We start from the raw sequence: 24168 nt of genomic DNA, 5'->3' as shown, positions 1-24168 counted from the left end.
GTGAGGCGGTGGGCCATTATGTCGCGTCCCACCGCATCGCGCCCGCCCTCGACGCGGGCCCGAGCCTGGGCCCTCGCGGCCTGAACGCCAGGTCCGAATTCCGCCAGCGGGGTGCGGTGGGCGGGCGGGACGGTGGAGGCATGACGACCTACACCGCACGCGCCATCGAGCCCGCCGCGCTCGCCGAACTCCGGGTTCTGGATGACGCCGGGCAGCCCTGTGTGCCGTACACCGCCACCGACGGTGGCAGCCCGCTGCGTTGCTGTCTGCGGGTGTTCGAGCCGGGGGAGCGGATCGCCCTCGTCTCGTACGCGCCGCTGCGGCGATGGGCGGCCGCGACCGGGGCCGAGCCCGGGGCGTACGACGAGCAGGGGCCGGTCTTCATCCATGCCGAGGAGTGCGGCGGGCCCGCGGGCGACCCGGAGTCGTACCCCTTCGACCGGCCCGGCGCCCTGCGGACCCTCCGGCGCTACGACGCCCAGGGCCGGATCGTCGGCGGGCGTCTCCTGGAGATCCCGGACGTGGCGACCGCGGGCTTCGACAAGGGCTTCGCGGAGGCCTTTGCGGACCCGCGCGTCGCGCTCGTGCACGTCAGGGCCGTGGAGTACGGCTGCTTCCAGTTCGAGGTCCGGCGCGCCTGAGTGGGCTACTGCACGCAGAACTCGTTGCCCTCCGGGTCCGTCATCACCACCCACGTACTCCCGTGCTCCGACACCCGACGCAGGGCCGAGGCGCCGAGTGACTCCAGGCGGGCGACCTCCGCGTCGCGCGTGTCCGGGCCCGGGTGGAGGTCGAGGTGGAGGCGGTTCTTGACGGTCTTCGGCTCCGGGACCCGCTGGAAGAGGATGCGGCGGCCGAGGCCGGCGCCCGACTGCTCCTCGTACGGGTCGTCCGGATGGCGGACAGCGGCCAGATCGCGCCAGCCGCGGCGGCCGTCCGGGAGCGTGATCGTCAGCTCGGGCGGCGCCGCGCCGGCGGCGAGGAGGCGCTCGACGAGGGCGTTGTGGTCCTCGTCGACATAGCCCAGGGCGGCGGCCCAGAACGCGGCCTGGGCGTGCGGGTCGGCGGTGTCGATCACGAGTTTCCAGTGGAGTGGTGTCATGTAACCACTTATACTGGTTACGTGATGCAGGACACAACGGGAATGATCCTCGTTCACCCCGACGGCCAGCGCTTCCGCTTCGACGCGGGCGCGCTCTGCCTGGAGCTGCTGCTCACGGGTGGGCCGGGGCCCGTGGCCGCGCGGTTCGAGGTTCTCGACGCGCCGGAGGGGCTCCTCGACTGGGTCCGGCGGTGCCGGCTCGGGCCCGATCTCGATGTGACCGTGATGGCGGGCGAGCTGGCGCGCGTACGGGAGGTGCGGGACGCCCTGTGGGGGCTCGCTCGGGCCCGCGCGTACGGGCACGCCTACGCGCCGGAGGACCTCGCGCTCGTCAACGAGGCCGCCGCCCGGCCCCCGCTCGTCCCGCGCATGTCCGCCGACGGGACGCGCGGCTGGGCCCCGGGCGCCACCGCGACCGCGCTGCTCTCGACCGTCGCCCGCGACGCGATCGAGCTGTTCACCGGCCCCCACGCCGACCGGATCCGCGAATGCGGCGCCGACGACTGCGCCCTGCTGTTCGTGGACACCTCCCGCCCCGGGCGCCGCCGTTGGTGCGCGATGGAGCGGTGCGGCAACCGGCACAAGGTGCGGGCGCACCGGGCCCGTACACACACGGAGGGAGAGGCATCGTGACCAAGGGACCGACCCCGGGACCGACCCCGGGACCGACCGCTGGACTGACCCAGGACGCCGGGTGGGAGATCGGCGTCTCCAAGACCCTGCCCCTGCCCGTCGAGGCCGTCTGGGACTTCATCGTCAGCCCGGAGGGGGTGGCGCTCTGGCTCGGGCCGGGGGTCGAACTGCCCACGGAGAAGGGCGCGTCGTACGAGTTCGGTGAGGTGCGCAGCTACCGGCCCGGCGACCGCGTCCGGCTCACGTACGGGACGACGACGCTCCAGGTCGCCGTCTCGGCAGCCGGCGACGGCAAGTCCGTACTCCGCTTCCATCAGGAGCGAATGGCCGACGCGGAGGAGCGCGAGCGGCAGCGGGCGCACTGGAAGCGCGTGATGGGGGAGGTGGAGGCGGCGCTGGTGGGGTAGGCGCCAGTCCCCGCTCCCGGCGGGCCCGTGTTCCGCTTCGGGCGGGCCCAGTCCGTGTCCCGCCCCGGGTGGCGTGCGGGCCGGCGCGGGCCGGGCCGTCGGCGGCGGGCCGGGCGGACTACGCCGGCTGCGCCGGCTGGGCGGACGGGGTGGAGGCGGTCGTGGGCACGGACCCCTTGGTGGGCATCCCGGTCGCGGCAGCGCCGCGCGGGGGCGCCGCGACGGCCTCCGAGCCGGCGGTCGCCGACCCTGCCGACGCAGCCTCCGCCCCTGACGCGGCGGTCGCCGCCTCCGTCGCCGCGCGCTCCGCCGCTGCCAGTTCCGCCCTGCTCCGCCGGGCCGTCCGCAGCGCGTCCCACGTCAGGATGGTCAGGGCCAGCCACACCAGCGAGAAGCCCGCCCAGCGCTCGGGCGGCATCGCCTCGTGGAAGTACAGGACACCCAGGCCGAACTGGAACATCGGCGCCAGGTACTGCAGCAGCCCCAGCGTCGACAGCGGTACGCGGATCGCCGCCGCGCCGAAGCAGATCAGCGGTACGGCCGTCACCACGCCGGTCGCGGCGAGCAGCGCCGCGTGCCCGGCGCCCTCGGCACCGAAGGTGGCCGTGCCCTGCGTACCGAGCCACAGCAGATAGGCGAGGGCCGGCAGGAACTGGATCGCGGTCTCGGCCGCCAGCGACTCCAGGCCCCCGATGTTGACCTTCTTCTTCACCAGGCCGTAGACGCCGAACGAGAAGGCCAGGATCAGCGAGATCCACGGTGGACGCCCGTACCCGATGGAGAGCACGAGGACGGCCGTGGCGGCGACGCCCACCGCCACCCACTGCGCGGGCCGAAGCCGCTCCTTGAGGAGGAGGACGCCCAGGGCGATGGTGACGAGCGGGTTGATGAAGTAGCCGAGGGACGCCTCGACGACCTGGCCGGCGTTGACCGCCCAGATGTAGACGCCCCAGTTGACGGTGATGACCGCCGCGGCCAGCGTGATCAGGCCGAGCTTGCGCGGGCTGCGCACCAGGTCGCGTATCCAGCCCCAGCGGCGCAGCGCGAGGAGCGCGACGACGACGAAGCCCAGGGACCACACCATCCGGTGGGCGAGGATCTCGACCGCCCCGGCCGGCATCAGGAGCGGCCAGAAGAGCGGGACCAGTCCCCACATTCCGTAGGCACCGATCCCGTAGAGGAGACCTGCTCGTCCCTCGTTGTCCGTCTTCACCGAACCTCCTGCCCCGCGCCGCGCCGTCCTGACGAAGGTAGCGCCGCACAGGGCAGGCTGTCATGCCCGTATCGCGATACGGTCATTACCGTTCGGCGACGGTCTCAGGCGAGGGTCTCGGGCGACGGCCTCGGGCGACGGTCTCAGGCGAGGGCGTCCGCGACCGTGTCGGCGAGCGGCGTGGTCGGGCGGCCGATGAGGCGCGACAGGTCGCCGGTCTGCCGGGCGAGCGCCCCGCGCTCGATGGCCTTGTCGACGTCCACGAGGATCGCGGCGAAGAGCGGCGGGACGCCGGCGCCGGTCAGGATCTCCTCGTGCGTCTCCGCCGGGACGTTGCTGTACGCGATCTCCTTGCCGGTCTGGCGGGCGACCTCGGCCGCGTACTCGGCCAGCGACCAGGTGACGTCGCCGCTCAGCTCGTACGCCGTGTTCACGTGCTCCTCGACCGGGCCGGCCAGGACGGCGGCTGCCGCGGCGGCGTAGTCGGCGCGGGTGGCGGAGGCGACCCGGCCCTCGCCGGCGTTGGAGACGACGGCGCCGTGGGCGAGGACGGGGGCGAGGTTCGCGGTGTAGTTCTCGGTGTACCAGCCGTTGCGCAGGAACGTGTACGGCAGGCCGGAGTCGAGGATGAGCTGCTCCGTGACCTTGTGCTCGGCGGCCAGGTCGAAGTCGGCCTCCGGGCCGCCGAGGATGCCGGTGTACGCGAGCTGGGCGACGCCCGCGGCCTTGGCCGCGTCGATCACGGCGGCGTGCTGGGCCACGCGCTGCCCGACCTCGCTGCCGGAGATCAGCAGCACCCGGTCGCCGGCCTCGAAGGCGTCCGCGAGGGTCTCGGGCCTGCTGTAGTCGGCGATCCGCAGCTCGACGCCGCGCTCGGCGAGGCCGGCGGCCTTCGCCTTGTCGCGGACGACGGCGACGACGGACTCGGCGGGGACCCGGTTCAGCAGCTCGTCGACGACGAGACGGCCGAGCTGTCCGGTGGCTCCGGTGACGACGATGCTCATGGTGGTTCCTGCTTCCGTGGGGTGCGATGGGCGGTGCACTCACCGTACGGTCGGCGCTAACCTTTTGAAAGTACCCACTTTGAAGTAAGGTACTGGCATGGGAGTAAGTGAGAGGCCGCCGAGCCTGCTGGCGGACGTCGATGGAGCCATGTGCCCGTCCCGGCTCGTCCTGGAGCACGTCACCAGCCGGTGGGGCGTCCTGATCCTGATCGCGCTGCGGGAGCGTTCGTACCGCTTCAGCGAGCTGCGCCGCAGGGTCGGCGGGGTCAGCGAGAAGATGCTGACGCAGACGCTCCAGACCCTGGAGCGTGACGGCTTCGTCCACCGCGACGCCAAGCCGGTCATCCCGCCCCGCGTCGACTACAGCCTCACCGAACTGGGCGAAGAGGCCGCCCGGCAGGTCTCGGAGCTGGCTCGCTGGACCGACGCCCGGGTCCCGGCGGTCCAGGAGGCCCGCGCCCGCTACGACGAGGCGCGTCGCGAGACCGTCGCGGAATCATCCCAATGATGTTGTAACCGGGGCGTGTTGGGCCCCGCGCGTCGTACGATCTGCTCACCACTCGGGGATTGTGTGAGCGTGCGTGGGGGATTGTGTGACGACGTACGGGTACCGAAGAGTGCTGCGCGCCTGCGGGGGGTTACTGGCGTGCGGGCTGATCCTGACGGGTTGTTCGGGCTCCGGTTCGGGCGACGACGGCAAACCGCCTCAGGGGAAGGGGAGTTCGACCCCGAAGGCCCCGCCGACCGGAAGCCCGACCAGGCCGCCCGCTCCCACGCCCACTCCCAGGCCCACCGGGCTCGACTTCACCCCGGACCCGAAGCGCGCCCCGAAGAACGAGGCCGACGCCAAACGGCTCGCCCTCGCGGTCGTCGCCCGCCCCGCCTCCTGGGGCTCGGACTACGTCGAGCGCAGCCCGCACCTCAGCCCCGACGACTACTGGCCCGTCCTCAGCGAACAGTGCACGTGGGAGACCGGCACGCGCCCGGCGTCCGTGCTCTACAGCGTCACCGCCTACAGCGAGATCCCCGCCCGGGCCGGCAAGGGAGTGCTGCGGGTCTCGGCCACCGTCACCGTCCATCGCACCGAGGCGGACGCCGACTGGGAGATGGCCCAGACGCTGGAGGAGGCGCTCCGCTGCCCCGACCAGCGGCTGCGCGACGGGGAGCGGATCAGCGGCGTGATGTCCCTCGGCAGCCCCTTCGGCGTCGGCGGCAACTACAGCGCCGTGGATTCGCTCCGCGAGGCGGGGACGTACGTCAACGACTCCGTCGAGGGTGAGCAGACGTACTCCTGGAACCAGTCCCGCGTCGGACAGGTCACCGTCGCCGCCGTCGTCAAGGGTGCGCCGGGCCACGCCGCCAAGGAGACCGACAACGCGCAGATCCACGCCCTTGTCGCCATGCTCGGTCGCGCCGAGGACGAGCTGGAGGTCCAGCCATGAGCCCCACCGCCCAGCCCGATCCCGAGCCTGCGCATGAGCCCGGCGCCCAGCCCGATCCCACGGCAGCTCACGAGCCCGCACCCGAGTCGGGCGCCCAGCCCGCACCCGAGCCCGGCGCCCAGCCCGCACCCGAGCCCGGCGCCCAGCCCGATCCCGCGCCGGCTCCTCAGCCCGGCGCCCAGCCCGATCCCGAGCCTGCGCATGAGCCCGGCGCCCAGCCCGCACCACCCCAGGCCGGCACCCAGCCCGCACCACCCCAGCCCGCACCACCCCACCCCGCCGCCCCCCACCCGCTCCTCCCCTCCTCCCTCGCCGGATACCGGCTCCTCGGGCGCCTCGGGGCCGGTGGCATGGGTGTGGTGTACCTCGGGCGTACGGGCAACGGCGAGCTCGCCGCCGTGAAGGTGACCCACGCCGGCCACGCCGACCAGGCCGACTTCCGCGCCCGCTTCTGCCGCGAGGTCGAGGCCGCCCGCCGGGTCTCCAGCCCCTGGGCCGTCCCCGTCACGGGTGCCGACCCGGACGCGCCCGAGCCGTGGATGGCGACCGCCTTCGTCCCCGGGCCGTCCCTCGGCGAGGCGGTCGCCGCGCACGGTCCCCTGCCGGAGCGGAGCGTACGGATCCTCGGCGGCGCGCTCGCCCGCGCGCTCGCCGCCGTGCACGAGGCCGGTCTCGTGCACCGGGACGTGAAGCCCGGCAACGTCCTCCTCGCCGTCGACGGCCCCCGCCTCATCGACTTCGGCATCGCCCGGACGACCGGGGAGACCGCGCTCACCTCCACCGACATGGTCGTCGGCACCCCCGGCTTCCTCGCCCCCGAGCAGGCCGAGGCCCGCGCCGCCGAGATCGGCCCGCCCAGCGACGTCTTCGCCCTCGGCTGCCTCGTCGCCCACGCCGCGACCGGCCGCCCGCCCTTCGGTACGGGAGCCGTCGACGCCCTGCTGTACCGCACCGTCCACGACGAGCCCGACCTCGACGGCGTACCAGGCGTACCGGACGGACCGACCGGACTCCTCGACCTCGTGCGGTCCTGTCTCGCCAAGGACCCCGCCGACCGGCCCACCGCCGAGGAGGTCGCCGCCCGCCTCACGGAGGACACCCCGGGCGCCGCCGCCGACTGGCTGCCCGCCCCCGTCGTCCGGACCATCGCCGAACGCTCGGCCGCGATGCTCGCCCTGCCCGAGATCGAGGCCACCCAGCTCGGCGCAACGGACAGAGGCGATCAACCCGCGCCCAGCAGAAGGAAGTTCCTGCTCCTGGCGTCAGGGGCAGCCGCCCTCGCCACCACCGGCTCCCTCGCCGCCTGGGCCGCCCTGCGCGACGACGGCAAGGACCGGAAGGCCGCCCCGCCGCCGAAGAAAAGGCGCTGGGTCATCGGCGTCCAGGCGGACCTGACCGGCCCCGCCAAGGACATCGGCCGCGCGCAGGAACGCGGCGCCCGCCTCGCGGTCGAGCAGTTCAACTCCCGTAAGGACAAGCCCTTCACACTCGAACTCAAGGTCTCCGACGACGCCGGGGACAAGAACCGGGCGCTGGCGGCGGCCCGCGTCCTCACCGGCGACCCCGACGTCCTCGGCGTCCTCGGCCCGACCTCCGACTACACGGGACTTGCCGCGCTCCCCGCGTACGACGAAGCGCTCGTGCCCCTCATCACGGTCTCGGCCGGGCTGAACCTGCTGGCCAACACGGGCGCAGGCCAAGGGCTCTCGGTGCTGCAGGCCTGCCCTCAGCACGCCATCGCGGGCACCTCCCTCGCCTACTACGTCCTGACCAAGACCGGGAGCATCCGGCCGGGCCTCCTCCAGGAACGCACCGACGACACCTACGCCTGGCAGTACATCGGCGGCGCGAACTTCGTCTTCCGGAGGGTCAAAGTCCGCCTCGTTCCCCGCGTCGTGCCCGCGAGCACCACCGACTACAAGCGTGTACTCGGCGCCATGATGGCGGAGGGCATGGACGCGTACGTCCACTGCGGCCTCACCCCGAGCGCCGTCCTCGCCGCCCGGGCGCTCGACGAACTCGGCTTCACCGGCATGAAGATCACCGGCCAGCACGTGTTCGAGCCCCGGTTCCTGGCCGAGGCAGGGGCCGCCGCGGAGGGCTGGGTGCTCGGCGCCCCGGTCGTCGACCCCACGACCGTCAAGGAGGCCTCGCCCTTCGTCGCCGCGCACCGCAAGCGGTACGGCGCGGCCCCCGCCTTCTACACGGGCGAGTCCTTCGACGTGGTCAACCTTCTGCTCCAGGAGGTGGAGAAGATCGCCAAGGCCGGGAAGCGTCCCGACCGCACCACCCTCGCGACCCTTCTGCGCAAGGTGCAGTACCAGGGCGTCATGGGCAGCTATCTCTTCGATCCCCAGACCGGCCAGCTGCGCTCGGACGCGGTCGGCACCTTCATGTACGTGGTCGAGAACGGCCGCTACAAACCCCTGGAGTTCGCGCCCGCCGGGCCGCCGAAGAACAGACGGATCTGAGACGTGCGGCCCCTCCGCCCCGCCGATCCCTCGACGATCGCCGGATACCGCCTGCTCGGCCGGCTCGGCGCCGGCGGCATGGGCGTGGTCTACCTCGCCCGGTCCGGCGGCGGCGCGCTCGCCGCGCTCAAGCTGATCCTGGCCGAGCACGCCGCCGACCCCGGCTTCCGGGAGCGGTTCCGCCGTGAGGCCCGGGTCGCCGAGCGGATCACCGGCCGCTGGGTGGTCCGGGTCCTCGGCTCCGACCCGGAGGCCCGGGAGCCCTGGCTGGCCACCGAGTTCGTGCCAGGGCCCTCGCTCGCCGAGGCCGTCGGCCTGCACGGCGCCCTGCCGAACGAGCCGACGGTACGAGCCCTGGGCGCCCGGCTCGCCGACGCGCTCACCGACATGCACGAGGCCGGTCTCGTCCACCGGGACGTCAAACCCGGCAACGTCCTCCTCGCCCTCGACGGACCGCGCCTGATCGACTTCGGCATCGCCCGGTCGGCCGGGGCCACCGCCCTCACCGCCACCGACGCGATGATCGGCACGCCCGGCTTCCTCGCCCCCGAGCAGGCCCGCGCGGCCGGCGCGGGCGAAGTGGGCCCGCCGAGCGACGTGTTCTCGCTCGGATGCGTGCTCGCGTACGCGACGACCGGCCGCCGCCCCTTCGGTACGGGAACGGTGGCCGCGGTCGTGTACCGCACCGTCCACGAGGAGCCCGACCTCGACGGCGTACCGGAGGCGCTGCTGCCGCTGGTGACCGCCTGTCTGGCCAAGGACCCCGCGGACCGGCCGACGGCGGCGGAGGTACGAGCGCGGCTCGGGCCCGCCGACGGGCCGGCGGGCGACTGGCTGCCGCCCGGGCTGCCCGCGCTGATCGCCGAGCGCTCCGCGCGCGTCCTCGACCTGCCCGTGGCGGAGCCGACCGTCGTGGTGCCCGCCGCCGAACCGGCCCGCACCTCGCCCACACGGCGGCGCTTCCTGGCTCTCGGCTCCGCGGCCGCCGTCGCCGGGGCCGGCGGGCTGACGGCCTGGCTCGTGAACCGCACACCCGGCGGCACGGGCACGGGCACGGGCTCCGGCGGACCGCCCACGGCCCTGCCCACGTACACGATCGGTGTCCAGACAGATCTGAGCGGCCCGCGCAGGGCGGACGGACGCGCCCAGGAGCGCGGGGCGAGGCTGGCCGTCGAGACCTTCAACGCACGCCCCGACCGGCCCTTCGACCTGGCGGTGAAGGTACGCGACGACGGGGGAGACCCGCGCCGGGCCGTCGCCGTGGCGAAGGAGTTCGTGAAGGACGCGGGCGTCATGGCCGTGGTGGGCCCCACCACACGGGAAACCGTCGTCGCCGTCGCCGGGACGTACGACAAGAGCGTGCTGGTGTGCACGACCGTCGCCGTCGGAGTCGACCAGGGCGACGTCGCCTTCCAGTCGCTCAACCCCACCTACCGGGAGCTGCGCGTCCACCACGACATGCTGCAACTTCCCTTCACCAGCATCGCCATTGTGCGGGGTGCCAAGCGGACGGCCGTGGTGGACGACCGGGCGGCGGGCGACTTCAGCTGGCGTACGGCGAACTCCGTGAAGACCACCATGAGCGCGGAGGGGGAGGCGGTGACGCTGCATCAGATGGCTGCTGCGAGTGAGGACTTCGGACCGGCGGTGCGCGAGGCCCTCGCCACCCGCCCCGACGCCGTGCTCTACGCGGGCGTCTCCCCGCGCCGCGCCGGACTGTGCGCCAAGGCGCTGGAGCAGCAGGGCTACGGCGGGCTGCGCGGCGGCGTCGAGTACGCGCTGGGTCCGGAGTTCCTCTCCGTCGCGGGCCCGGCGGCGGCCGAGGGCTGGTACTTCGGCACCACCTACGTCGATCCGGCGCGGATGCCCGCGGCCGGGGCGTTCACGACCGCCTACCGCAAGCGCTGGGGGCTGCCGGGCACGGCGCCCGTCGACCGGTTCGCGGTGGAGGCGTACGACGCGGTGACGGTCGTGGCCGAGCGCATGAGGGGCCTGGTGTCGAGCCAGCAGCTGGCCGTCTCAAGGGTCGCCCTGCGAGGGGCGATGCGGACGTTCACGTACCAGGGGCTCGCGAAGAAGTACGGCTTCGAGGAACAGAACGTGATGATGTTCTCGTACCCCAAGGAGCTGTTCCTGCACCGGATCGAGAAGGGCGTCCCGCGCTTCCTCGGCCAGTTCGAGAAGGCGGTGGCCGACGAGAAGAAGCGGCTCGGGAAAGGGTGAGGGGCGCGGCCCTCGCGTGGCCGCGCCCCTCACTTCCGTATCGCTTCCGTCAGCCGACGACGGTCCAGGTGTCGTTCCCCGCGAGCAGCTGCCCCAGGTCACCCTTGCCGTGCTGCTCGATCGCCGTGTCCAGCTGGTCAGCCATGAGCGTGTCGTACACCGGGCGCCGCACGGACCGGAACACCCCGATCGGGGTCTGGTGCAGGGTGTCGGGGTCGGCGAGCCGGGAGAGCGCGAAGGCGGTGGTCGGGGAGGCCGTGTGGGCGTCGTGGACCAGGACCTGGGCCTCGTTCTTAGGTGTCACTGTGACGACCTTCAGGTCGCCGGTGGCCGGGTCGCGGACGACGCCCTTGTCGAGGGCGGTGCCGAAGCGGATCGGCTGTCCGTGCTCGAGGCGGATGACGGCTTCCTGGGCCTGGTCCTTGTCCTTGAGGACCTCGAAGGCGCCGTCGTTGAAGATGTTGCAGTTCTGGTAGATCTCCACGAGCGCGGTGCCGGGGTGGTCGGCGGCCTGCCGCAGTACCTCGGTGAGGTGCTTGCGGTCGGAGTCGACCGTACGGGCCACGAAGGAGGCCTCCGCGCCCAGCGCGAGCGAGACGGGGTTGAACGGGGCGTCGAGGGAGCCCATGGGCGTGGACTTGGTGATCTTGCCGAGTTCGCTGGTGGGGCTGTACTGGCCCTTGGTCAGCCCGTAGATCCGGTTGTTGAACAGCAGGATCTTGAGGTTGACGTTGCGGCGCAGGGCGTGGATGAGGTGGTTGCCGCCGATGGAGAGTGCGTCGCCGTCGCCCGTGACGACCCAGACGGACAGGTCGCGGCGCGAGGTGGCAAGGCCGGTGGCGATGGCGGGGGCGCGGCCGTGGATGGAGTGCATCCCGTAGGTGTTCATGTAGTACGGGAAGCGGGAGGAGCAGCCGATGCCGGAGACGAAGACGATGTTCTCCTTCGCCAGGCCGAGTTCGGGCATGAAGCCCTGCACGGCGGCCAGGACGGCGTAGTCGCCGCAGCCGGGGCACCAGCGGACCTCCTGGTCGGACTTGAAGTCCTTCATCGACTGGGCTGCTTCGGCCTTGGGCACGAGGTTCAGGAGCGACTCACTCATCGATGGCCTCCTTGAGCGCCGAGGCGAGCTGCTCGGCCTTGAACGGCATGCCGTTGACCTGGGTGTGGCTGCGGGCGTCGACGAGGTACTTCGCCCGGACGAGGGTGGCGAGCTGGCCGAGGTTCATCTCGGGAACCACCACCTTGTCGTAACGCTTCAGGACCTCTCCCAGATTCCTCGGGAAGGGGTTGAGGTGTCGCAGGTGGGCCTGGGCGATGTGGCCGCCCTCGCGCCGGATGCGGCGGACGGCGGCGGTGATCGGCCCGTAGGTGGAACCCCAGCCGAGGACCAGGGTGCGGGCGCCGTCCGGGTCGTCGACCTCGATGTCCGGGACGTCGATGCCGTCGATCTTGGCCTGCCGGGTGCGGACCATGAACTCGTGGTTGGCCGGGTCGTAGCTGATGTTGCCGGTGCCGTCCTGCTTCTCGATGCCGCCGATACGGTGCTCGAGACCGGGCGTGCCGGGCAGCGCCCACGGGCGGGCCAGGGTCTGCGGGTCGCGCTTGTACGGCCAGAACACCTCGGTGCCGTCCGCCAGCTCGTGGTTGGTCCCGGTGGCGAACTGGACCCGCAGGTCGGGCAGGTCCTCCAGGTCCGGGATGCGCCAGGGCTCGGAGCCGTTGGCGAGGTAGCCGTCGGAGAGCAGGAAGACCGGCGTGCGGTAGGTGAGCGCGATCCGGGCGGCCTCGATGGCCGCGTCGAAGCAGTCGGCGGGCGTCCGCGGCGCCACGACCGGCACCGGGGCCTCGCCGTTCCTGCCGTACATCGCCTGGAGCAGATCGGCCTGCTCGGTCTTGGTGGGCAGACCGGTCGACGGGCCGCCGCGCTGGATGTCCACGACGAGCAGCGGCAGCTCCAGGGAGACCGCAAGACCGATCGTCTCCGACTTCAGCGCCACACCGGGCCCGGAGGTGGTGGTGACGGCCAGCGAGCCGCCGAAGGCCGCGCCGAGCGCCGCGCCGATACCGGCGATCTCGTCCTCGGCCTGGAAGGTGCGGACACCGAAGTTCTTGTGCCGGCTGAGCTCGTGCAGGATGTCCGAGGCCGGCGTGATCGGATACGAGCCCAGGTACAGCGGCAGATCGGCCTGGCGGGAGGCGGCGATCAGCCCGTACGACAGGGCCAGGTTCCCGGAGATGTTCCGGTACGTCCCCGTCGGGAACGCCTTCGTGGCCGGGGCCACCTCGTAGGAGACGGCGAAGTCCTCCGTCGTCTCGCCGAAGTTCCAGCCCGCCCGGAACGCAGCCACGTTCGCCTCGGCGATCTGCGGCCTCTTCGCGAACTTCTGCCGCAGGAACCTCTCGGTACCCTCCGTGGGCCGGTGATACATCCAGGACAGCAGCCCGAGCGCGAACATGTTCTTGCTCCGCTCGGCCTCCTTCCGGGACAGGCCGAAGTCCTTCAGGGCCTCGATCGTCAGCGTCGTCAGCGGCACCGGGTGCACCCGGTAGCCCTCCAGCGAACCGTCCTCCAGCGGCGAGGTCGCGTACCCCACCTTCGCCATCGCCCGCTTGGCGAATTCATCGGTGTTGACGATGATCTCGCCACCACGCGGCACATCCCCGACGTTGGCCTTCAGCGCGGCGGGGTTCATCGCGACCAGCACATTCGGTGCATCGCCCGGCGTCAGGATGTCGTGGTCGGCGAAGTGCAGCTGGAAGGACGAGACGCCCGGCAGGGTTCCCGCGGGGGCCCGGATCTCGGCCGGGAAGTTCGGCAGCGTCGAGAGGTCGTTCCCGAAGGTCGCCGTCTCGGAGGTGAACCGGTCACCCGTCAGCTGCATCCCGTCACCGGAGTCACCGGCGAATCGGATGATCACCCGATCGAGCTTGCGGACTTCCTTCTCGTCGCCGTGGTGGGGCGCCGCCGGGGCGCTGCGCTGCTCCCCGACCAGGGCCTCACCGGCCTCGCTACTGACCTGGCTGGTCACTGAACTGGACCTCCCTCGCGGCAAGGGTTCTCTCCGCCGGAGGCGGGAGAAGTCTCGGGGCACGGACGGCGAAACCGCGCCGGCCCCGTGGCCCACCCTACGACGGTGAGGGCGCCCTTCCCTGGACTTCTCGCATCGCGGACCTCGTTTTGAGATGCCTTTTTGCTGTGAATCGTCACGTTCTGTTGCCCCCCATAGCGATCCAAGGTTCGAATCCCCAACATCTGACAGGGTGTCAGCTGATCAAGAATTCAGGTAGGTCAGTACGGCGAGTACCCGCCGATGATCGCCCTCACTCGGTGACAGGCCCAGCTTCAGGAAGATGTTGCTGATGTGCTTCTCCACCGCGCCGTCGCTCACCACGAGCTGCTTCGCGATGGCCGAATTGGTCCGCCCCTCGGCCATCAGGCCGAGGACCTCGCGCTCGCGCGGGGTCAGGTTCGCCAGGACGTCCTGCTTACGGCTCCGGCCGAGCAGCTGCTGCACGACCTCCGGGTCGAGGGCCGTACCGCCCCCGGCCACCCGGACCACGGCGTCCACGAACTCGCGGACCTCGGCGACCCGGTCCTTCAGGAGGTACCCGACGCCCCGGCTGGACCCGGCCAGGAGTTCGGTGGCGTACCGCTCCTCCACGTACTGCGAGAGGACCAGGACCCCGACCCCGGGGTACTCCTTGCGCAGCCGCACCGCCGCCCGGACGCCCTCGTCCGTGTGGGTGGGGGGCATCCGTACGTCCGCCACCACGACGTCGGGCAGCGCGTCGTCGGCGGCGAGCTCGGCCACGGTCTTGACGAGGGCCTCCCCGTCACCGACGCCGGCGACGACGTCGTGCCCCCGGTCGGTCAGCAGCCGGGTCAGCCCCTCGCGGAGCAGCACCGAATCCTCGGCAATGACCACCCGCACCCTGCCCGCCACGTCTTCCACGACCCTGAGCCCCCATGTGTCGATGATCGATGCGCCTCTCAGCATCGCACCCCTCGCCACCCCCCGTGTGCCCACCCGTTCCGCCCCAGCGGAACGAATGCCCACAACGGGCGGGGCGAAGGCCCACAACGGGGGGCTCACGCCCTCCAGGGCAGCTCCGCCGTGATCGTCGTCGGGCCGCCCGCCGGCGAGTCCACCGCCAGGACCCCGTCCACCGCGTCCAACCGCTCCGTGAGCCCCGCAAGCCCCCGCCCCGCCCCCACGTCCGCCCCGCCCCGCCCGTCGTCCCGTACCTGCAGCAGCAGCCGGTCGCCCGCCCGCCACACGTCCACCCACGCGCGCCGCGCCTCCGCGTGCTTGGACACGTTCTGGAGCAGCTCGGAGACGGTGAAGTACGCGATGCCCTCGATCGCGGGCACCGGCCGCGCCGGCAGATCGACCTCCACCGACACCGGAACCGCACACCGCGAGGCGACCGCCGACAGCGCCGCGTCCAGACCGCGGTCGGTCAGGACCGCCGGGTGGATGCCCCGGGCCAGGTCCCGCAGCTCCTGAAGCGCGGTCTTCACCTCGCCGTGCGCCTCCTCGACCATCCGCGCCGCCGCCTTCGGGTCCTCCGCCAGCTTCTCCTTCGCCAGACCCAGATCCATGGCGAGCGCGACGAGCCGCGCCTGCGCACCGTCGTGCAGATCGCGCTCGATCCGGCGCAGATCGGCGGCAGCGGTGTCCACGACCACGCCCCGGTCCGACTCCAGCTCCGTGACGCGGGTCGCGAGCCGCGACGGGCCGAGCAGGCCCGAGACCATCAGCCGGTCCACAGCCGCCAGTGACCGGATGATCCACGGCCCGACGAGCACGAAGAGGAGGCCGATGACGCTGGTGACGGCGATCTCGAAGGGGGAGTCCAGGTAGAAGTTGTGGGTCCCGTCGCCGTACAGCTGAAGGCCGTCCTGCCCCGCGTACATCGGGAAGACCCACTGCCACAGCGGGTACGTGAAGAGCGCCCAGCCGTACGCCCAGAAGGCCACCGAGACCGAGAAGGCGAAGATCGCCCAGGGCATGTGCAGGAGCGCGTACAGCAGGTGGCGCCAGGACGCGCCGCTCTTCAGCGTCGCCCCCATCCACGACATGGCCCCGCCGGTACGGCCCCGGGCCGGCTCGGGCGGCGCCACGTCCAGGCCGAGCAGCCCGCGCGCCCGCGCCCGCTCCACGGCGCCGAAGCCGCGGCACAGGGCGAGGGCGCCGGCCAGGACCGGGATGCCGAGGAAGGTGACGAGGAGCCCCGCGCCGGCCGAGACGAGGGCGATGGAGAGGGCGAAGTAGACGCAGCTCAGCGGAAGCCCGAGCACCAGATAGCCGAACTCGCGCCAGGTGCGGGCCTCGAACGGCGCGCGGATCGCGGCGGGGAGGCGGGTGGAGGCGGCCATCGCTGGTGTCCGTTTCTGCTCGGGAAGGTGATGTCTCAAGGCTTCCGTGCGGGCGCGCCCCGGACCATGAGGAAGGTCGGCGTCTCCACCGGGGGGTTTTCCCTACCTGGGGGCTCGGGGAGCCCCCGAGAGCCCCGGCTCGGCTCACGCCGAAGCCGACCGCCCCCGCCACGGCAGCTCCGCCGTGACCGTCGTCGGGCCGCCCTCCGGCGAGTCGAGGACGAACAGGCCGTCGACCGCCCCCAGGCGCTCCGCGAGCCCCGCCATCCCCGTCCCGCCGTCCAGCCGGGCCCCGCCGCGCCCGTCGTCCCGTACCTGAAGCAGCAGCCGGTCGTCCCGCCGCCACACGTCCACGGAGGCGGAGCGGGCCCGCGCGTGCTTGGAGACGTTCTGGAGCAGCTCGGACACGGTGAAGTACGCGATGCCCTCGATGGCCTCGGCCGGCCGTTCTGCCAGATCGACCGTCACCTTCACCGGGACCGTGCACCGCGCGGCGATCGACGACAGCGCGGCATCGAGCCCCCGGTCGGTCAGGACCGCCGGGTGGATGCCCCGGGCCAGATCGCGCAGCTCCTGGAGCGCCAGCTTCACCTCGCCGTGCGCCTCGTCGACCATCGCGGCGGCCGCCTCCGGGTCCTCCAGCAGCTTCTCCTTCGCCAGACCCAGGTCCATGGCGAGCGCGACGAGCCGGGCCTGCGCGCCGTCGTGCAGATCGCGCTCGATCCGGCGCAGATCGGCCGCGGCGGTGTCCACGACCACACCCCGGTCCGTCTCCAGCTCGGCGATCCGCCGCTCCAGCTCGTCCGAGGGCGAGAGCAGCCCGCGGACCATGGCCCGGTCGGCGGTGGACAGCCCACGGGCGACGAACGGCAGCACGGGCCAGAGCACGATCAGCGAGACCAGGGTGACGGTGAACGTCACGATCCCCCAGGGCAGCCGGATGAAGCTGTACAGCATCGTCCGCCACGCCACCGGGTCCTTCAGCGCCGTCCACAGCCAGGGGAAGAAGCCGTGCCGACGGGGGAGCGGGCTCGGCTCCTCCACCCGTACGCCGAGCAGCACCCGGGCCCTCGCCCGCTCGCTCCGGCCGATCCCCCGCGCCCCGGCGAGAGCGAGGGCGAGCAGCGGCAGGCCGACCACCGTGACGGCCAGACCCACACCGACGGCGACCGACACCACCACGTACACGAAGCCGACCAGGGCGGCGGGCAGGTTGGTGAGGAGGAAGGAGATCTCCTTCCACGTGTGCCGGCCGTATGCGAAGCGCGCGGGCGGCAGGGGGGTCTCGGTGTCGACGCTCATGCGCCAAGCGTGCCGGTCGGGGGGCTCGGCACGCCATGGGGTTCGTAGGTGAAGGGGAGTAGGGATATCCCCACCGCTCAGTCTGTGACACACCGCTTACCGGATCTTTAGCAGGGCCTAGACTCGCGTGCGAAGGATCGTCGAAACGGATCGTCGAAACGGGCAGGAAGCGAGGGGTGGACGTGCCGGATCCGACCGTGCGGGCGGGCATCGGACTCGCGGCGGACTACTTCCAGTCGTACTCCGTCGTCGGACTGATGGCCGCGATCGGCGTGCTCTTCGTCGCCGTCGCGTTCGGCGCGGGCAGGCTGCTGCGGCCCGTCGTCCCGACGCGGGAGAAGCTGCTGACGTACGAGTGCGGTGTCGACCCGGTGGGCGAGGGCTGGGCACACACCCAGGTCCGCTACTACGTCTACGCCTTCCTCTACGTCATCTTCGCCGTCGACTCGATCTTCCTCTTCCCCTGGGCGACCGTGTTCGCCGCGGCCGGCTACGGCGCGACGACGCTGGTCGAGATGTTCATCTTCCTCGGCTTCCTGGCCGTGGGACTGCTCTACGCGTACAAGAAGGGGGTCCTGACATGGACGTGACCCCGACTCCGGCCCCCACCCCGCTTCCCACCCCGACGCTCGGCCCTCTCGCCCGCCTGGCGCCGGAGCCGATGAAGGTGGTCCTGAACTGGGGCCGCCGCTACAGCCTCTGGGTCTTCAACTTCGGCCTCGCCTGCTGCGCGATCGAGTTCATCGCCGCGTCGATGGCCCGCCACGACTTCATCCGGCTCGGCGTGATCCCGTTCGCGCCGGGGCCGCGCCAGGCCGACCTCATGATCGTCTCCGGCACGGTGACGGACAAGATGGCGCCGGCGGTCAAGCGGCTGTACGAGCAGATGCCGGAGCCCAAGTACGTCATCTCCTTCGGCGCCTGCTCGAACTGCGGCGGGCCGTACTGGGACTCGTACTCGGTGACGAAGGGCGTCGACCAGATCATCCCCGTCGACGTGTACGTGCCGGGGTGCCCGCCGCGTCCGGAGGCGCTGCTTCAGGGGATTCTGAAGCTCCAGGAGAAGATCGCGCGGGAGTCGCTGGCGGCGCGGTACTCGGGCCCGTCGGTGGGCCAGCTGACGAGCAGCCTGGTGTCCCCGCCGAAGCCGGGCGGTGATGACCAGTGAACGCGAACGCGTACGACTCCCTCCCGGAGGGCGTGACCGAGGTCTTCGGCGAGGAGGCGACGGCGGAGCGGGCGTACGAGCTCCTTACGGTGGACGTGCCGGTCGGCTCGTGGATCGCCGCGCTGGAGATCGCGCGGGACAAGCTGGGCTGCACGTACTTCGACTGGCTGAGCGCGGTGGACGAGCCGGGCGTGGGCTTCCGGGTCTGCGCGCACGTGGTGGCACTGGAGGGCGGCGCGGTACGTCGCCTGCTGCTGCGCACGACGGTGCCGCACGAGTCTCCCGTGCTGGCTTCGGCGGTCCCTGTCTACGCGGGCGCGGAGTGGCACGAACGGGAGACGCACGAGATGTTCGGCGTCGAGTTCACGGACCACCCGAACCTCGTCCCGCTGCTCCTGCCGGAGAACTTCGAGGGGCATCCGCTGCGGAAGGACTTCGTCCTGGCGGCGCGCGTCGTGAAGGCGTGGCCGGGAGCGAAGGAACCGGGTGAATCGGAGCACGGCGGCCCCAAGCGCCGCCAGATGCTTCCCCCGGGCGTCCCCGACCCCAACGACTGGGGCCCCCTGAAGGGCCAGCTCCCCCCTGCCCCGACCCGCCCCACCCGCGCCACCGCCACCGCCGACCGCCCCCCACGCCGCACCCGCACGACAGCAGAGGGCTCCGCTACCCAGGCGGCGGCGCCCGCGACGGAGCCGGGCGCGGTTCCGCCCGCCGCAGCGGGCAGCACCGATGCAGCCCCGGCCGCCCCTGAGCCGGGTGCCGGCGCGCCCCCGCGCCCGCCGCGCCGTGCCCGCAGCGCGGCGGAGGGCTCCGCGAGCCAGGCGGCCGCGCCCGCGACGGAGCTGGGCGCGGTTCCGCCCGCCGGAGCGGGCGGTGCCGATGCCGGCCCGGCTGCCCCTGAGCCGGGTGCCGGCACGCCCACGCGCCCGCCCCGCCGCTCGCGCAGCGCCGCTGACGGCTCCGCGAGCCAGGCGGCCGCGCCCGCCGAGCCTGCGCCGCCGCGAACCCGCAGCTCGGATGCCCCCTGGCACCACGCCCGCCCGGCGTTCGAGGACCAGGCCACCACGCCCCCCGAGGCGGAACCCGCCACTGAGGCGGCCCCGGCCCCGAAGCCCGAGCCCGCCCCCGAGGCGGCACCGGCCCCCCAGGCCGAGCCCGCCCCGGACACGGAACCCGCCCCCGAGGCCGAGCCCGCCCCCGACGCGGAACCGGCCCCGGAGTCGGCCGCCGCCCCCGAGGCCGAGCCCGCCCCGGACACGGAACCCGCCCCCGAGGCCGAGCCCGCCCCCGACGCGGCCTCGGCCCCCGACGCGGTGCCCGCCCCCGAAACGGGCTCCGCCCCCCGGCCCGACCAGAACCCCACCCCCGACCCCACCGACCCCGACGGAGGCGAACCCGCGTGAACGACGCACTCGACGTCGCCCTGCGGCTGCTCGTCGTCTTCGGCGTGTTTCTCGTGCTGCCCCTCGTCGTCGGGCAGACCGAGCACAAGGTCATGGCCCACATGCAGGGCCGCCTCGGGCCCATGTACGCCGGTGGATTCCACGGGTGGGCCCAGCTCGTCGCCGACGGGGTCAAGTTCGCGCAGAAGGAGGACGTGGTTCCGGCCGACGCCGACCGCCGTGTCTTCCAGCTCGCCCCCGCCGTCGCCCTCCTCCCGTACCTCCTCGTCCTCGTCGCCATCCCCATCGGCCCGAGCGAAGGCGCCGTCGGCGTGATCGTCGACGCCGGCATCTTCTTCGTCCTCGCCGCCATGGGCGTCGGCGTCCTCGGCAGCCTCATGGCCGGCTGGGCGTCCGCGAACAAGTTCTCCCTTTTGGGAGGGCTCCGCACCGCCGCCCAGCTGCTCGCCTACGAGCTCCCGATGCTGCTCACCGCCGCCTCCGTCGCGATGGCCGCCGGCACCGTCTCCCTCCCCGGCATCCTCAACGCCTTCGAGTGGTGGTGGCTGCCCTGGCAGATCGTCGGCGCCCTCGTCTTCTTCGTCGCCGGCCTCGCCGAGCTGCAGCGCCCGCCGTTCGACATGCCCGTCGCCGACTCCGAGATCATCTTCGGCGCGTACACCGAGTACACCGGCCTCCGCTTCGCGCTCTTCCTGCTCGCCGAGTACGCCGGCATCGTCGTCCTCTGCGCCCTCACCACCGTCCTCTTCCTCGGCGGCTGGCACGGCCCCTTCGGCGCCGACGGCCTCGGCTGGGTCTGGACCCTCCTCAAGATCGCGATCCTCGCCTTCCTCGTCATCTGGCTGCGGGTGTCCTACCCCCGGCTCCGCGAGGACCAGCTCCAGAAGCTCGCCTGGACGACGCTCGTCCCGCTCGCCCTCGCGCAGATCGCGCTCACCGGCATCGTGAAGGTGGCGATCCAGTAATGCCCATCCCCGGTTCCGGCCTGGCCAAGGGCCTCGCCGTCACGCTCCGCACCATGACGAAGCGCGCCCACACCGCGCAGTACCCGGACAAGCAGCCCGAACTCCCGCCCCGCACCCGCGGCGTCATCGGGCTCTTCGAGGAGAACTGCACGGTCTGCATGCTCTGCGCCCGCGAGTGCCCCGACTGGTGCATCTACATCGACTCCCACAAGGAGACGGTGCCGGCCGCCACCCCCGGCGGCCGCGAGCGCAGCCGCAACGTCCTCGACCGCTTCGCGATCGACTTCGCCCTCTGCATGTACTGCGGTATCTGCATCGAGGTCTGCCCCTTCGACGCGCTGTTCTGGTCGCCCGAGTTCGAGTACGCGGAGACCGACATCCACGACCTCACCCACGAGCGCGACAAGCTCCGCGAGTGGATGTGGACGGTTCCGGAACCGCCCGCGCTCGACCCGCGCGCCGAGGAGCCGAAGGAGCTCGCCGCGGCCCGCAAGGCGGCGGAGAAGGCCGCCGCCCAGGCCGCCGCCGAGGCCGCCGCCCAGACCGAGGAGGGCCAGGAGTGAACCTCGCCGCAGCACTCGCCGCAGCCACCCCCGGCTTCCTCTCGCCCACCGGCGTCGAGATCGCCTTCCTCCTCGTCGGCCTCGCCACCCTCGGCGCCGCCGCCGTCACCGTCACCACCCGCCAGCTCGTGCACGCCGCGCTCTGGCTGGTCGTGACCCTCGGCGGGCTCGCCGTCGAGTACCTCCTCCTCACCGCCGAGTTCATCGCCTGGGTCCAGGTACTGATCTACGTCGGTTCCGTCGTCGTCCTCCTCCTCTTCGGTCTCATGCTCACCAAGGCCCCCATCGGCCGCTCCCCGGACGCCGACTCGGGCAACCGCCCCGTCGCCCTCGCGGTCGCGCTCGCCGCGGCCGCCGCCCTCGTCTGGGTGGTCGTCGACGCCTTCCGTACCACCTGGATCGACCTGGACGGACCGGCCCAGGGCTCCACCACGGTGTCCGGCGAGATCCTCTTCCGGCACTGGGTGCTGCCCTTCGAGGCGCTCTCCGTCCTCCTCCTCGCCGCGCTGGTCGGCGCGATCGTCCTGTCCCGCAAGAACGCCACGGAGGCCCGGGACTGATGCATCTCGCCTACCCCGCCGTCCTCGCCGCCCTGCTCTTCTGCGTCGGCCTCTACGGCGTCCTCGCACGCCGCAACGCGATCCTGGTCCTGATGTCCGTCGAGCTGATGCTCAACGCCGTCAACCTCAACCTGGTCGCCTTCGACATCTGGCTCCGCGACGCCCTGCACGCCGGCCAGGCGCTCACCCTCTTCACCATCGCCATCGCCGCCGCCGAGATCGGCATCGGTCTCGCGATCGTCCTGATGGTCTACCGCAACCGCGGCACCTCGGACGTCGACCGCCTCCGCGACACCAAGGAGACACCCACCGACGCCGACGAGAAGGCCGAGGCCACCGCGTGACCACCACGACCCTCGCCTTCCTCGTCCCCCTCCTTCCCTTCCTCGGCTCCGCCGCCGGCCTGCTCCTCGGCCGGACCGCGCCCGGCTTCGTCCGCCCCCTCGCGGTCCTGCCGACGCTCGCGGCCGCCGTCCTGGCCGTCCTGGTCGCCGTCCGGCAGGGCGGCGGGAAGACGATCACGGCCGCCACCCAGCTCACCCCCACCGGCTCGGTCCCCGTCGACCTGTCCCTGTACATCGACGGCTTCGCCGCCCTCGTCGCCGTCCTCGTCGGCGTGGTCGCCACCTGCGTGCAGATCTACTCGACCGGGTACCTCCGCGACGACCCGCGCTACCCCTCGTACGCCGCGCTCGTCTCCCTCTTCACCTCCGCGATGCTGCTCGTCGTCTACTCCGGCGACCTGATGGTGCTCCTGGTCGGCTGGGAGATCATGGGCATCTGCTCGTACTTCCTCGTCGGCCACTACTGGGAGATCCCCGAGGCGCGGGCCGCCTCGCTCAAGGCCTTCCTGGTCACCAAGCTCGGCGACATCCCCTTCCTGTTCGGGCTCTTCGCGCTCGCCACGGACGCGGGCACGTTCCAGATCCGCGGGATCCTCGGCGCCGTCGCCGCGGGCGGCCTCGACCACCCCACGATCGTCGCGCTGCTGCTCCTCGCCGGCGTCGCGGGCAAGTCCGCGCAGTTCCCGCTGCACACCTGGCTCCCCGACGCGATGGCCGGCCCCACCCCCGTCTCCGCGCTCATCCACGCGGCGACGATGGTCGCCGCCGGCATCTACTTCGTCGCACGCCTGCTGCCCGTCTTCGCCGCGTCCGCCGCCGCGCTGACCCTGCTCGCCGTGATGGCCGCCGTCACGATGGTCGGCTCGGCGCTCGCCGCGCTCGCCCAGGACGACATCAAGCGCGTCCTCGCCTACTCGACCATCGGCCAGCTCGGCTACATGGCCGGCGCCCTGGCCGTCGGCGACCGCGGGGCCGCCGTCTTCCACCTCATGGCGCACGGCGCCTTCAAAGCCCTCCTCTTCCTCGCCGCCGGCGCGGTCATCCACGCCGCCGGTACGAACTCGCTCTCGGCCATGTCCCGCATGAGCAGCCTGACGAAGCGGATCCCCGACGCGTACTGGACGATGACCGTCGCCCTCCTCGCGCTCGCCGCCCTGCCACCGTTCGCCGGCTTCTTCTCCAAGGAAGCCGTCCTCGTGGCCGCCGAGCACACCGCCCTCGGCGAGCGGACCGTCGCCCCCGCCGGGGCCGGCTGGACCGTCCTCGTCGCGGGCCTGCTCACCGCCCTCCTCACCGCCGCCTACGCGACCCGCCTGTGGCTGCTCGCCTTCCGCGGCCGCGGCGCCGCAGCCCCGGACCACGGCCGCCAGCCGCTCGCCATGACCACCGTCCTGTGGGTGCTCGCCGTCCCCTCCCTCGGCTTCGGTCTGACCGTCACGTACCTCGACGACTGGTTCGACGGCCACGCCCTCACCCCGACCGTCACCACCGCCGTCCTCGGCACGGGCATCGCCGTTATCGGCGCGGCCGTCACTTACGCCGTCTGGCGCACCCTCGCCACCAGGGCCCCCGCCCGCGAACCGGTCACCGCGCATGTCGCCCACCCCGACGCCGAGGCGGGCCAGGTCGAGGCCGAGGCCCTGCACCTGCCGCACCCCGCCGAGGACCCGACCGACCCCGGCCGCGCCCTGCTCGGCCCCCTGCACCGCCCCGCGGCCGCCGGCTTCCACCTGGACGCCCTCTACGCCACCGTGTTCGTCCGCCCCGTCCTCGCCGCGGCCTCCCTGGTCCGCTTCCTGGACCGCGAGGTCGTCGACACCTATGTGAACGGCGCGGGCACCGGCACCAAGTGGCTCGGCTGGCTCGTCCGCCGCGCCCAGACCGGCAACGTGCAGACCTACCTGAGCGCCCTGCTCGCCGGCTCCGTCGTCCTGGCGATCGCCGCCGTACTCGTCGCCGCCGGAGCGTGAGACGTGATCGATATC

23 protein-coding genes are annotated in these 24168 nt (G+C 72.6%); 15 read left to right on the top strand and 8 right to left on the bottom strand.

Annotated elements, in window-relative coordinates; all coding sequences use genetic code 11:
- The first annotated feature begins 140 nt into the window (after positions 1–140).
- Complete coding sequence (locus tag ACZ4VI_RS04555) at positions 141–641, top strand: DUF1203 domain-containing protein (protein WP_467996545.1); 501 nt, start codon at positions 141–143, stop codon at positions 639–641.
- Positions 642–646: 5 nt separating this feature from the next.
- On the opposite strand, the gene ACZ4VI_RS04550 is transcribed toward ACZ4VI_RS04555, so the two are convergent.
- Positions 647–1102 (bottom strand): VOC family protein, encoded by a 456-nt coding sequence (locus tag ACZ4VI_RS04550; protein ID WP_467996543.1) that lies wholly within the window; start codon positions 1100–1102, stop codon positions 647–649.
- A gap of 24 nt (positions 1103–1126) precedes the next feature.
- Between ACZ4VI_RS04550 and ACZ4VI_RS04545 the strand changes: the two genes are divergently transcribed.
- Positions 1127–1735, top strand: coding sequence for a CGNR zinc finger domain-containing protein (locus ACZ4VI_RS04545; protein WP_467997256.1), 609 nt, complete (start codon positions 1127–1129; stop codon positions 1733–1735).
- Positions 1732–2142: an SRPBCC family protein gene (locus ACZ4VI_RS04540; RefSeq protein WP_467996541.1), complete on the top strand. Its 411-nt coding sequence runs from the start codon at positions 1732–1734 to the stop codon at positions 2140–2142. Before ACZ4VI_RS04545 ends, ACZ4VI_RS04540 begins: the two co-directional genes overlap by 4 nt.
- Before the next feature lie 118 nt (positions 2143–2260).
- On the opposite strand, the gene rarD is transcribed toward ACZ4VI_RS04540, so the two are convergent.
- Both rarD and ACZ4VI_RS04530 read right to left on the bottom strand, forming a co-directional pair.
- The gene (rarD, locus tag ACZ4VI_RS04535; protein WP_467996539.1) at positions 2261–3355 is read right to left on the bottom strand and encodes an EamA family transporter RarD; all 1095 of its coding nucleotides are present in this window, start codon (positions 3353–3355) and stop codon (positions 2261–2263) included.
- A 143-nt stretch (positions 3356–3498) separates the two neighbouring features.
- A complete protein-coding gene (locus ACZ4VI_RS04530; protein ID WP_467996537.1) occupies positions 3499–4359 on the bottom strand; it encodes an NAD(P)H-binding protein in 861 nt (286 codons plus the stop codon).
- A 97-nt stretch (positions 4360–4456) separates the two neighbouring features.
- On the opposite strand from ACZ4VI_RS04530, the gene ACZ4VI_RS04525 reads away from it, so the two are divergent.
- The 4 genes from ACZ4VI_RS04525 (at position 4457) to ACZ4VI_RS04510 (ending at position 10495) form a co-directional block, all read left to right on the top strand.
- Complete coding sequence (locus ACZ4VI_RS04525) at positions 4457–4867, top strand: winged helix-turn-helix transcriptional regulator (protein WP_467996535.1); 411 nt, start codon at positions 4457–4459, stop codon at positions 4865–4867.
- Positions 4868–4952: 85 nt separating this feature from the next.
- Complete coding sequence (locus ACZ4VI_RS04520) at positions 4953–5801, top strand: hypothetical protein (protein WP_467996533.1); 849 nt, start codon at positions 4953–4955, stop codon at positions 5799–5801.
- A complete protein-coding gene (locus ACZ4VI_RS04515) occupies positions 5798–8272 on the top strand; it encodes a protein kinase domain-containing protein (protein WP_467996531.1) in 2475 nt (824 codons plus the stop codon). The genes ACZ4VI_RS04520 and ACZ4VI_RS04515 overlap by 4 nt, the downstream gene beginning before the upstream one ends.
- Before the next feature lie 3 nt (positions 8273–8275).
- Complete coding sequence (locus ACZ4VI_RS04510; RefSeq protein WP_467996529.1) at positions 8276–10495, top strand: bifunctional serine/threonine-protein kinase/ABC transporter substrate-binding protein; 2220 nt, start codon at positions 8276–8278, stop codon at positions 10493–10495.
- Between the two features lie 49 nt (positions 10496–10544).
- Here ACZ4VI_RS04510 and ACZ4VI_RS04505 read toward each other — a convergent pair whose 3' ends face one another.
- The 5 genes from ACZ4VI_RS04505 to ACZ4VI_RS04485 all read right to left on the bottom strand — a co-directional run bounded on the left by ACZ4VI_RS04505 (position 10545) and on the right by ACZ4VI_RS04485 (position 17180).
- Positions 10545–11597: a 2-oxoacid:ferredoxin oxidoreductase subunit beta gene (locus tag ACZ4VI_RS04505; protein ID WP_467996527.1), complete on the bottom strand. Its 1053-nt coding sequence runs from the start codon at positions 11595–11597 to the stop codon at positions 10545–10547.
- Positions 11590–13527, bottom strand: coding sequence for a 2-oxoacid:acceptor oxidoreductase subunit alpha (locus ACZ4VI_RS04500; RefSeq protein WP_467996525.1), 1938 nt, complete (start codon positions 13525–13527; stop codon positions 11590–11592). The genes ACZ4VI_RS04505 and ACZ4VI_RS04500 overlap by 8 nt, the downstream gene beginning before the upstream one ends.
- Before the next feature lie 243 nt (positions 13528–13770).
- Positions 13771–14430, bottom strand: a complete 660-nt coding sequence (locus ACZ4VI_RS04495) for a LuxR C-terminal-related transcriptional regulator (RefSeq protein WP_467997254.1) — start codon at positions 14428–14430, stop codon at positions 13771–13773.
- A gap of 158 nt (positions 14431–14588) precedes the next feature.
- Positions 14589–15878 (bottom strand): sensor histidine kinase, encoded by a 1290-nt coding sequence (locus ACZ4VI_RS04490; protein ID WP_467996523.1) that lies wholly within the window; start codon positions 15876–15878, stop codon positions 14589–14591.
- A gap of 144 nt (positions 15879–16022) precedes the next feature.
- Complete coding sequence (locus tag ACZ4VI_RS04485; RefSeq protein WP_467996521.1) at positions 16023–17180, bottom strand: sensor histidine kinase; 1158 nt, start codon at positions 17178–17180, stop codon at positions 16023–16025.
- A 182-nt stretch (positions 17181–17362) separates the two neighbouring features.
- Between ACZ4VI_RS04485 and ACZ4VI_RS04480 the strand changes: the two genes are divergently transcribed.
- The 8 genes from ACZ4VI_RS04480 to ACZ4VI_RS04445 are packed head-to-tail and all read left to right on the top strand — an operon-like array spanning position 17363 to position 24153.
- Positions 17363–17770: an NADH-quinone oxidoreductase subunit A gene (locus ACZ4VI_RS04480; RefSeq protein WP_467996519.1), complete on the top strand. Its 408-nt coding sequence runs from the start codon at positions 17363–17365 to the stop codon at positions 17768–17770.
- Positions 17761–18348: an NADH-quinone oxidoreductase subunit B gene (locus ACZ4VI_RS04475; protein ID WP_467996518.1), complete on the top strand. Its 588-nt coding sequence runs from the start codon at positions 17761–17763 to the stop codon at positions 18346–18348. Before ACZ4VI_RS04480 ends, ACZ4VI_RS04475 begins: the two co-directional genes overlap by 10 nt.
- A complete protein-coding gene (locus ACZ4VI_RS04470; RefSeq protein ID WP_467996516.1) occupies positions 18345–19751 on the top strand; it encodes an NADH-quinone oxidoreductase subunit C in 1407 nt (468 codons plus the stop codon). Before ACZ4VI_RS04475 ends, ACZ4VI_RS04470 begins: the two co-directional genes overlap by 4 nt.
- Positions 19748–20716: a complex I subunit 1/NuoH family protein gene (locus ACZ4VI_RS04465; RefSeq protein ID WP_467996514.1), complete on the top strand. Its 969-nt coding sequence runs from the start codon at positions 19748–19750 to the stop codon at positions 20714–20716. Before ACZ4VI_RS04470 ends, ACZ4VI_RS04465 begins: the two co-directional genes overlap by 4 nt.
- Complete coding sequence (locus ACZ4VI_RS04460) at positions 20716–21279, top strand: NuoI/complex I 23 kDa subunit family protein (RefSeq protein WP_467996512.1); 564 nt, start codon at positions 20716–20718, stop codon at positions 21277–21279. Before ACZ4VI_RS04465 ends, ACZ4VI_RS04460 begins: the two co-directional genes overlap by 1 nt.
- Positions 21276–21839 (top strand): NADH-quinone oxidoreductase subunit J family protein, encoded by a 564-nt coding sequence (locus tag ACZ4VI_RS04455; RefSeq protein WP_467996510.1) that lies wholly within the window; start codon positions 21276–21278, stop codon positions 21837–21839. Before ACZ4VI_RS04460 ends, ACZ4VI_RS04455 begins: the two co-directional genes overlap by 4 nt.
- Entirely contained in the window at positions 21839–22183 is a 345-nt protein-coding gene (gene nuoK / locus ACZ4VI_RS04450) for an NADH-quinone oxidoreductase subunit NuoK (RefSeq protein ID WP_467996509.1), read from the top strand. The genes ACZ4VI_RS04455 and nuoK overlap by 1 nt, the downstream gene beginning before the upstream one ends.
- A complete protein-coding gene (locus ACZ4VI_RS04445) occupies positions 22180–24153 on the top strand; it encodes an NADH-quinone oxidoreductase subunit 5 family protein (RefSeq protein ID WP_467996507.1) in 1974 nt (657 codons plus the stop codon). The genes nuoK and ACZ4VI_RS04445 overlap by 4 nt, the downstream gene beginning before the upstream one ends.
- The last annotated feature ends 15 nt before the right edge of the window (positions 24154–24168 follow it).

The organism is Streptomyces sp. NPDC029169, assembly GCF_055563935.1.
Note: the sequence above shows the minus strand (reverse complement) of the source record. Positions and strands in the feature narration are given on the sequence as shown.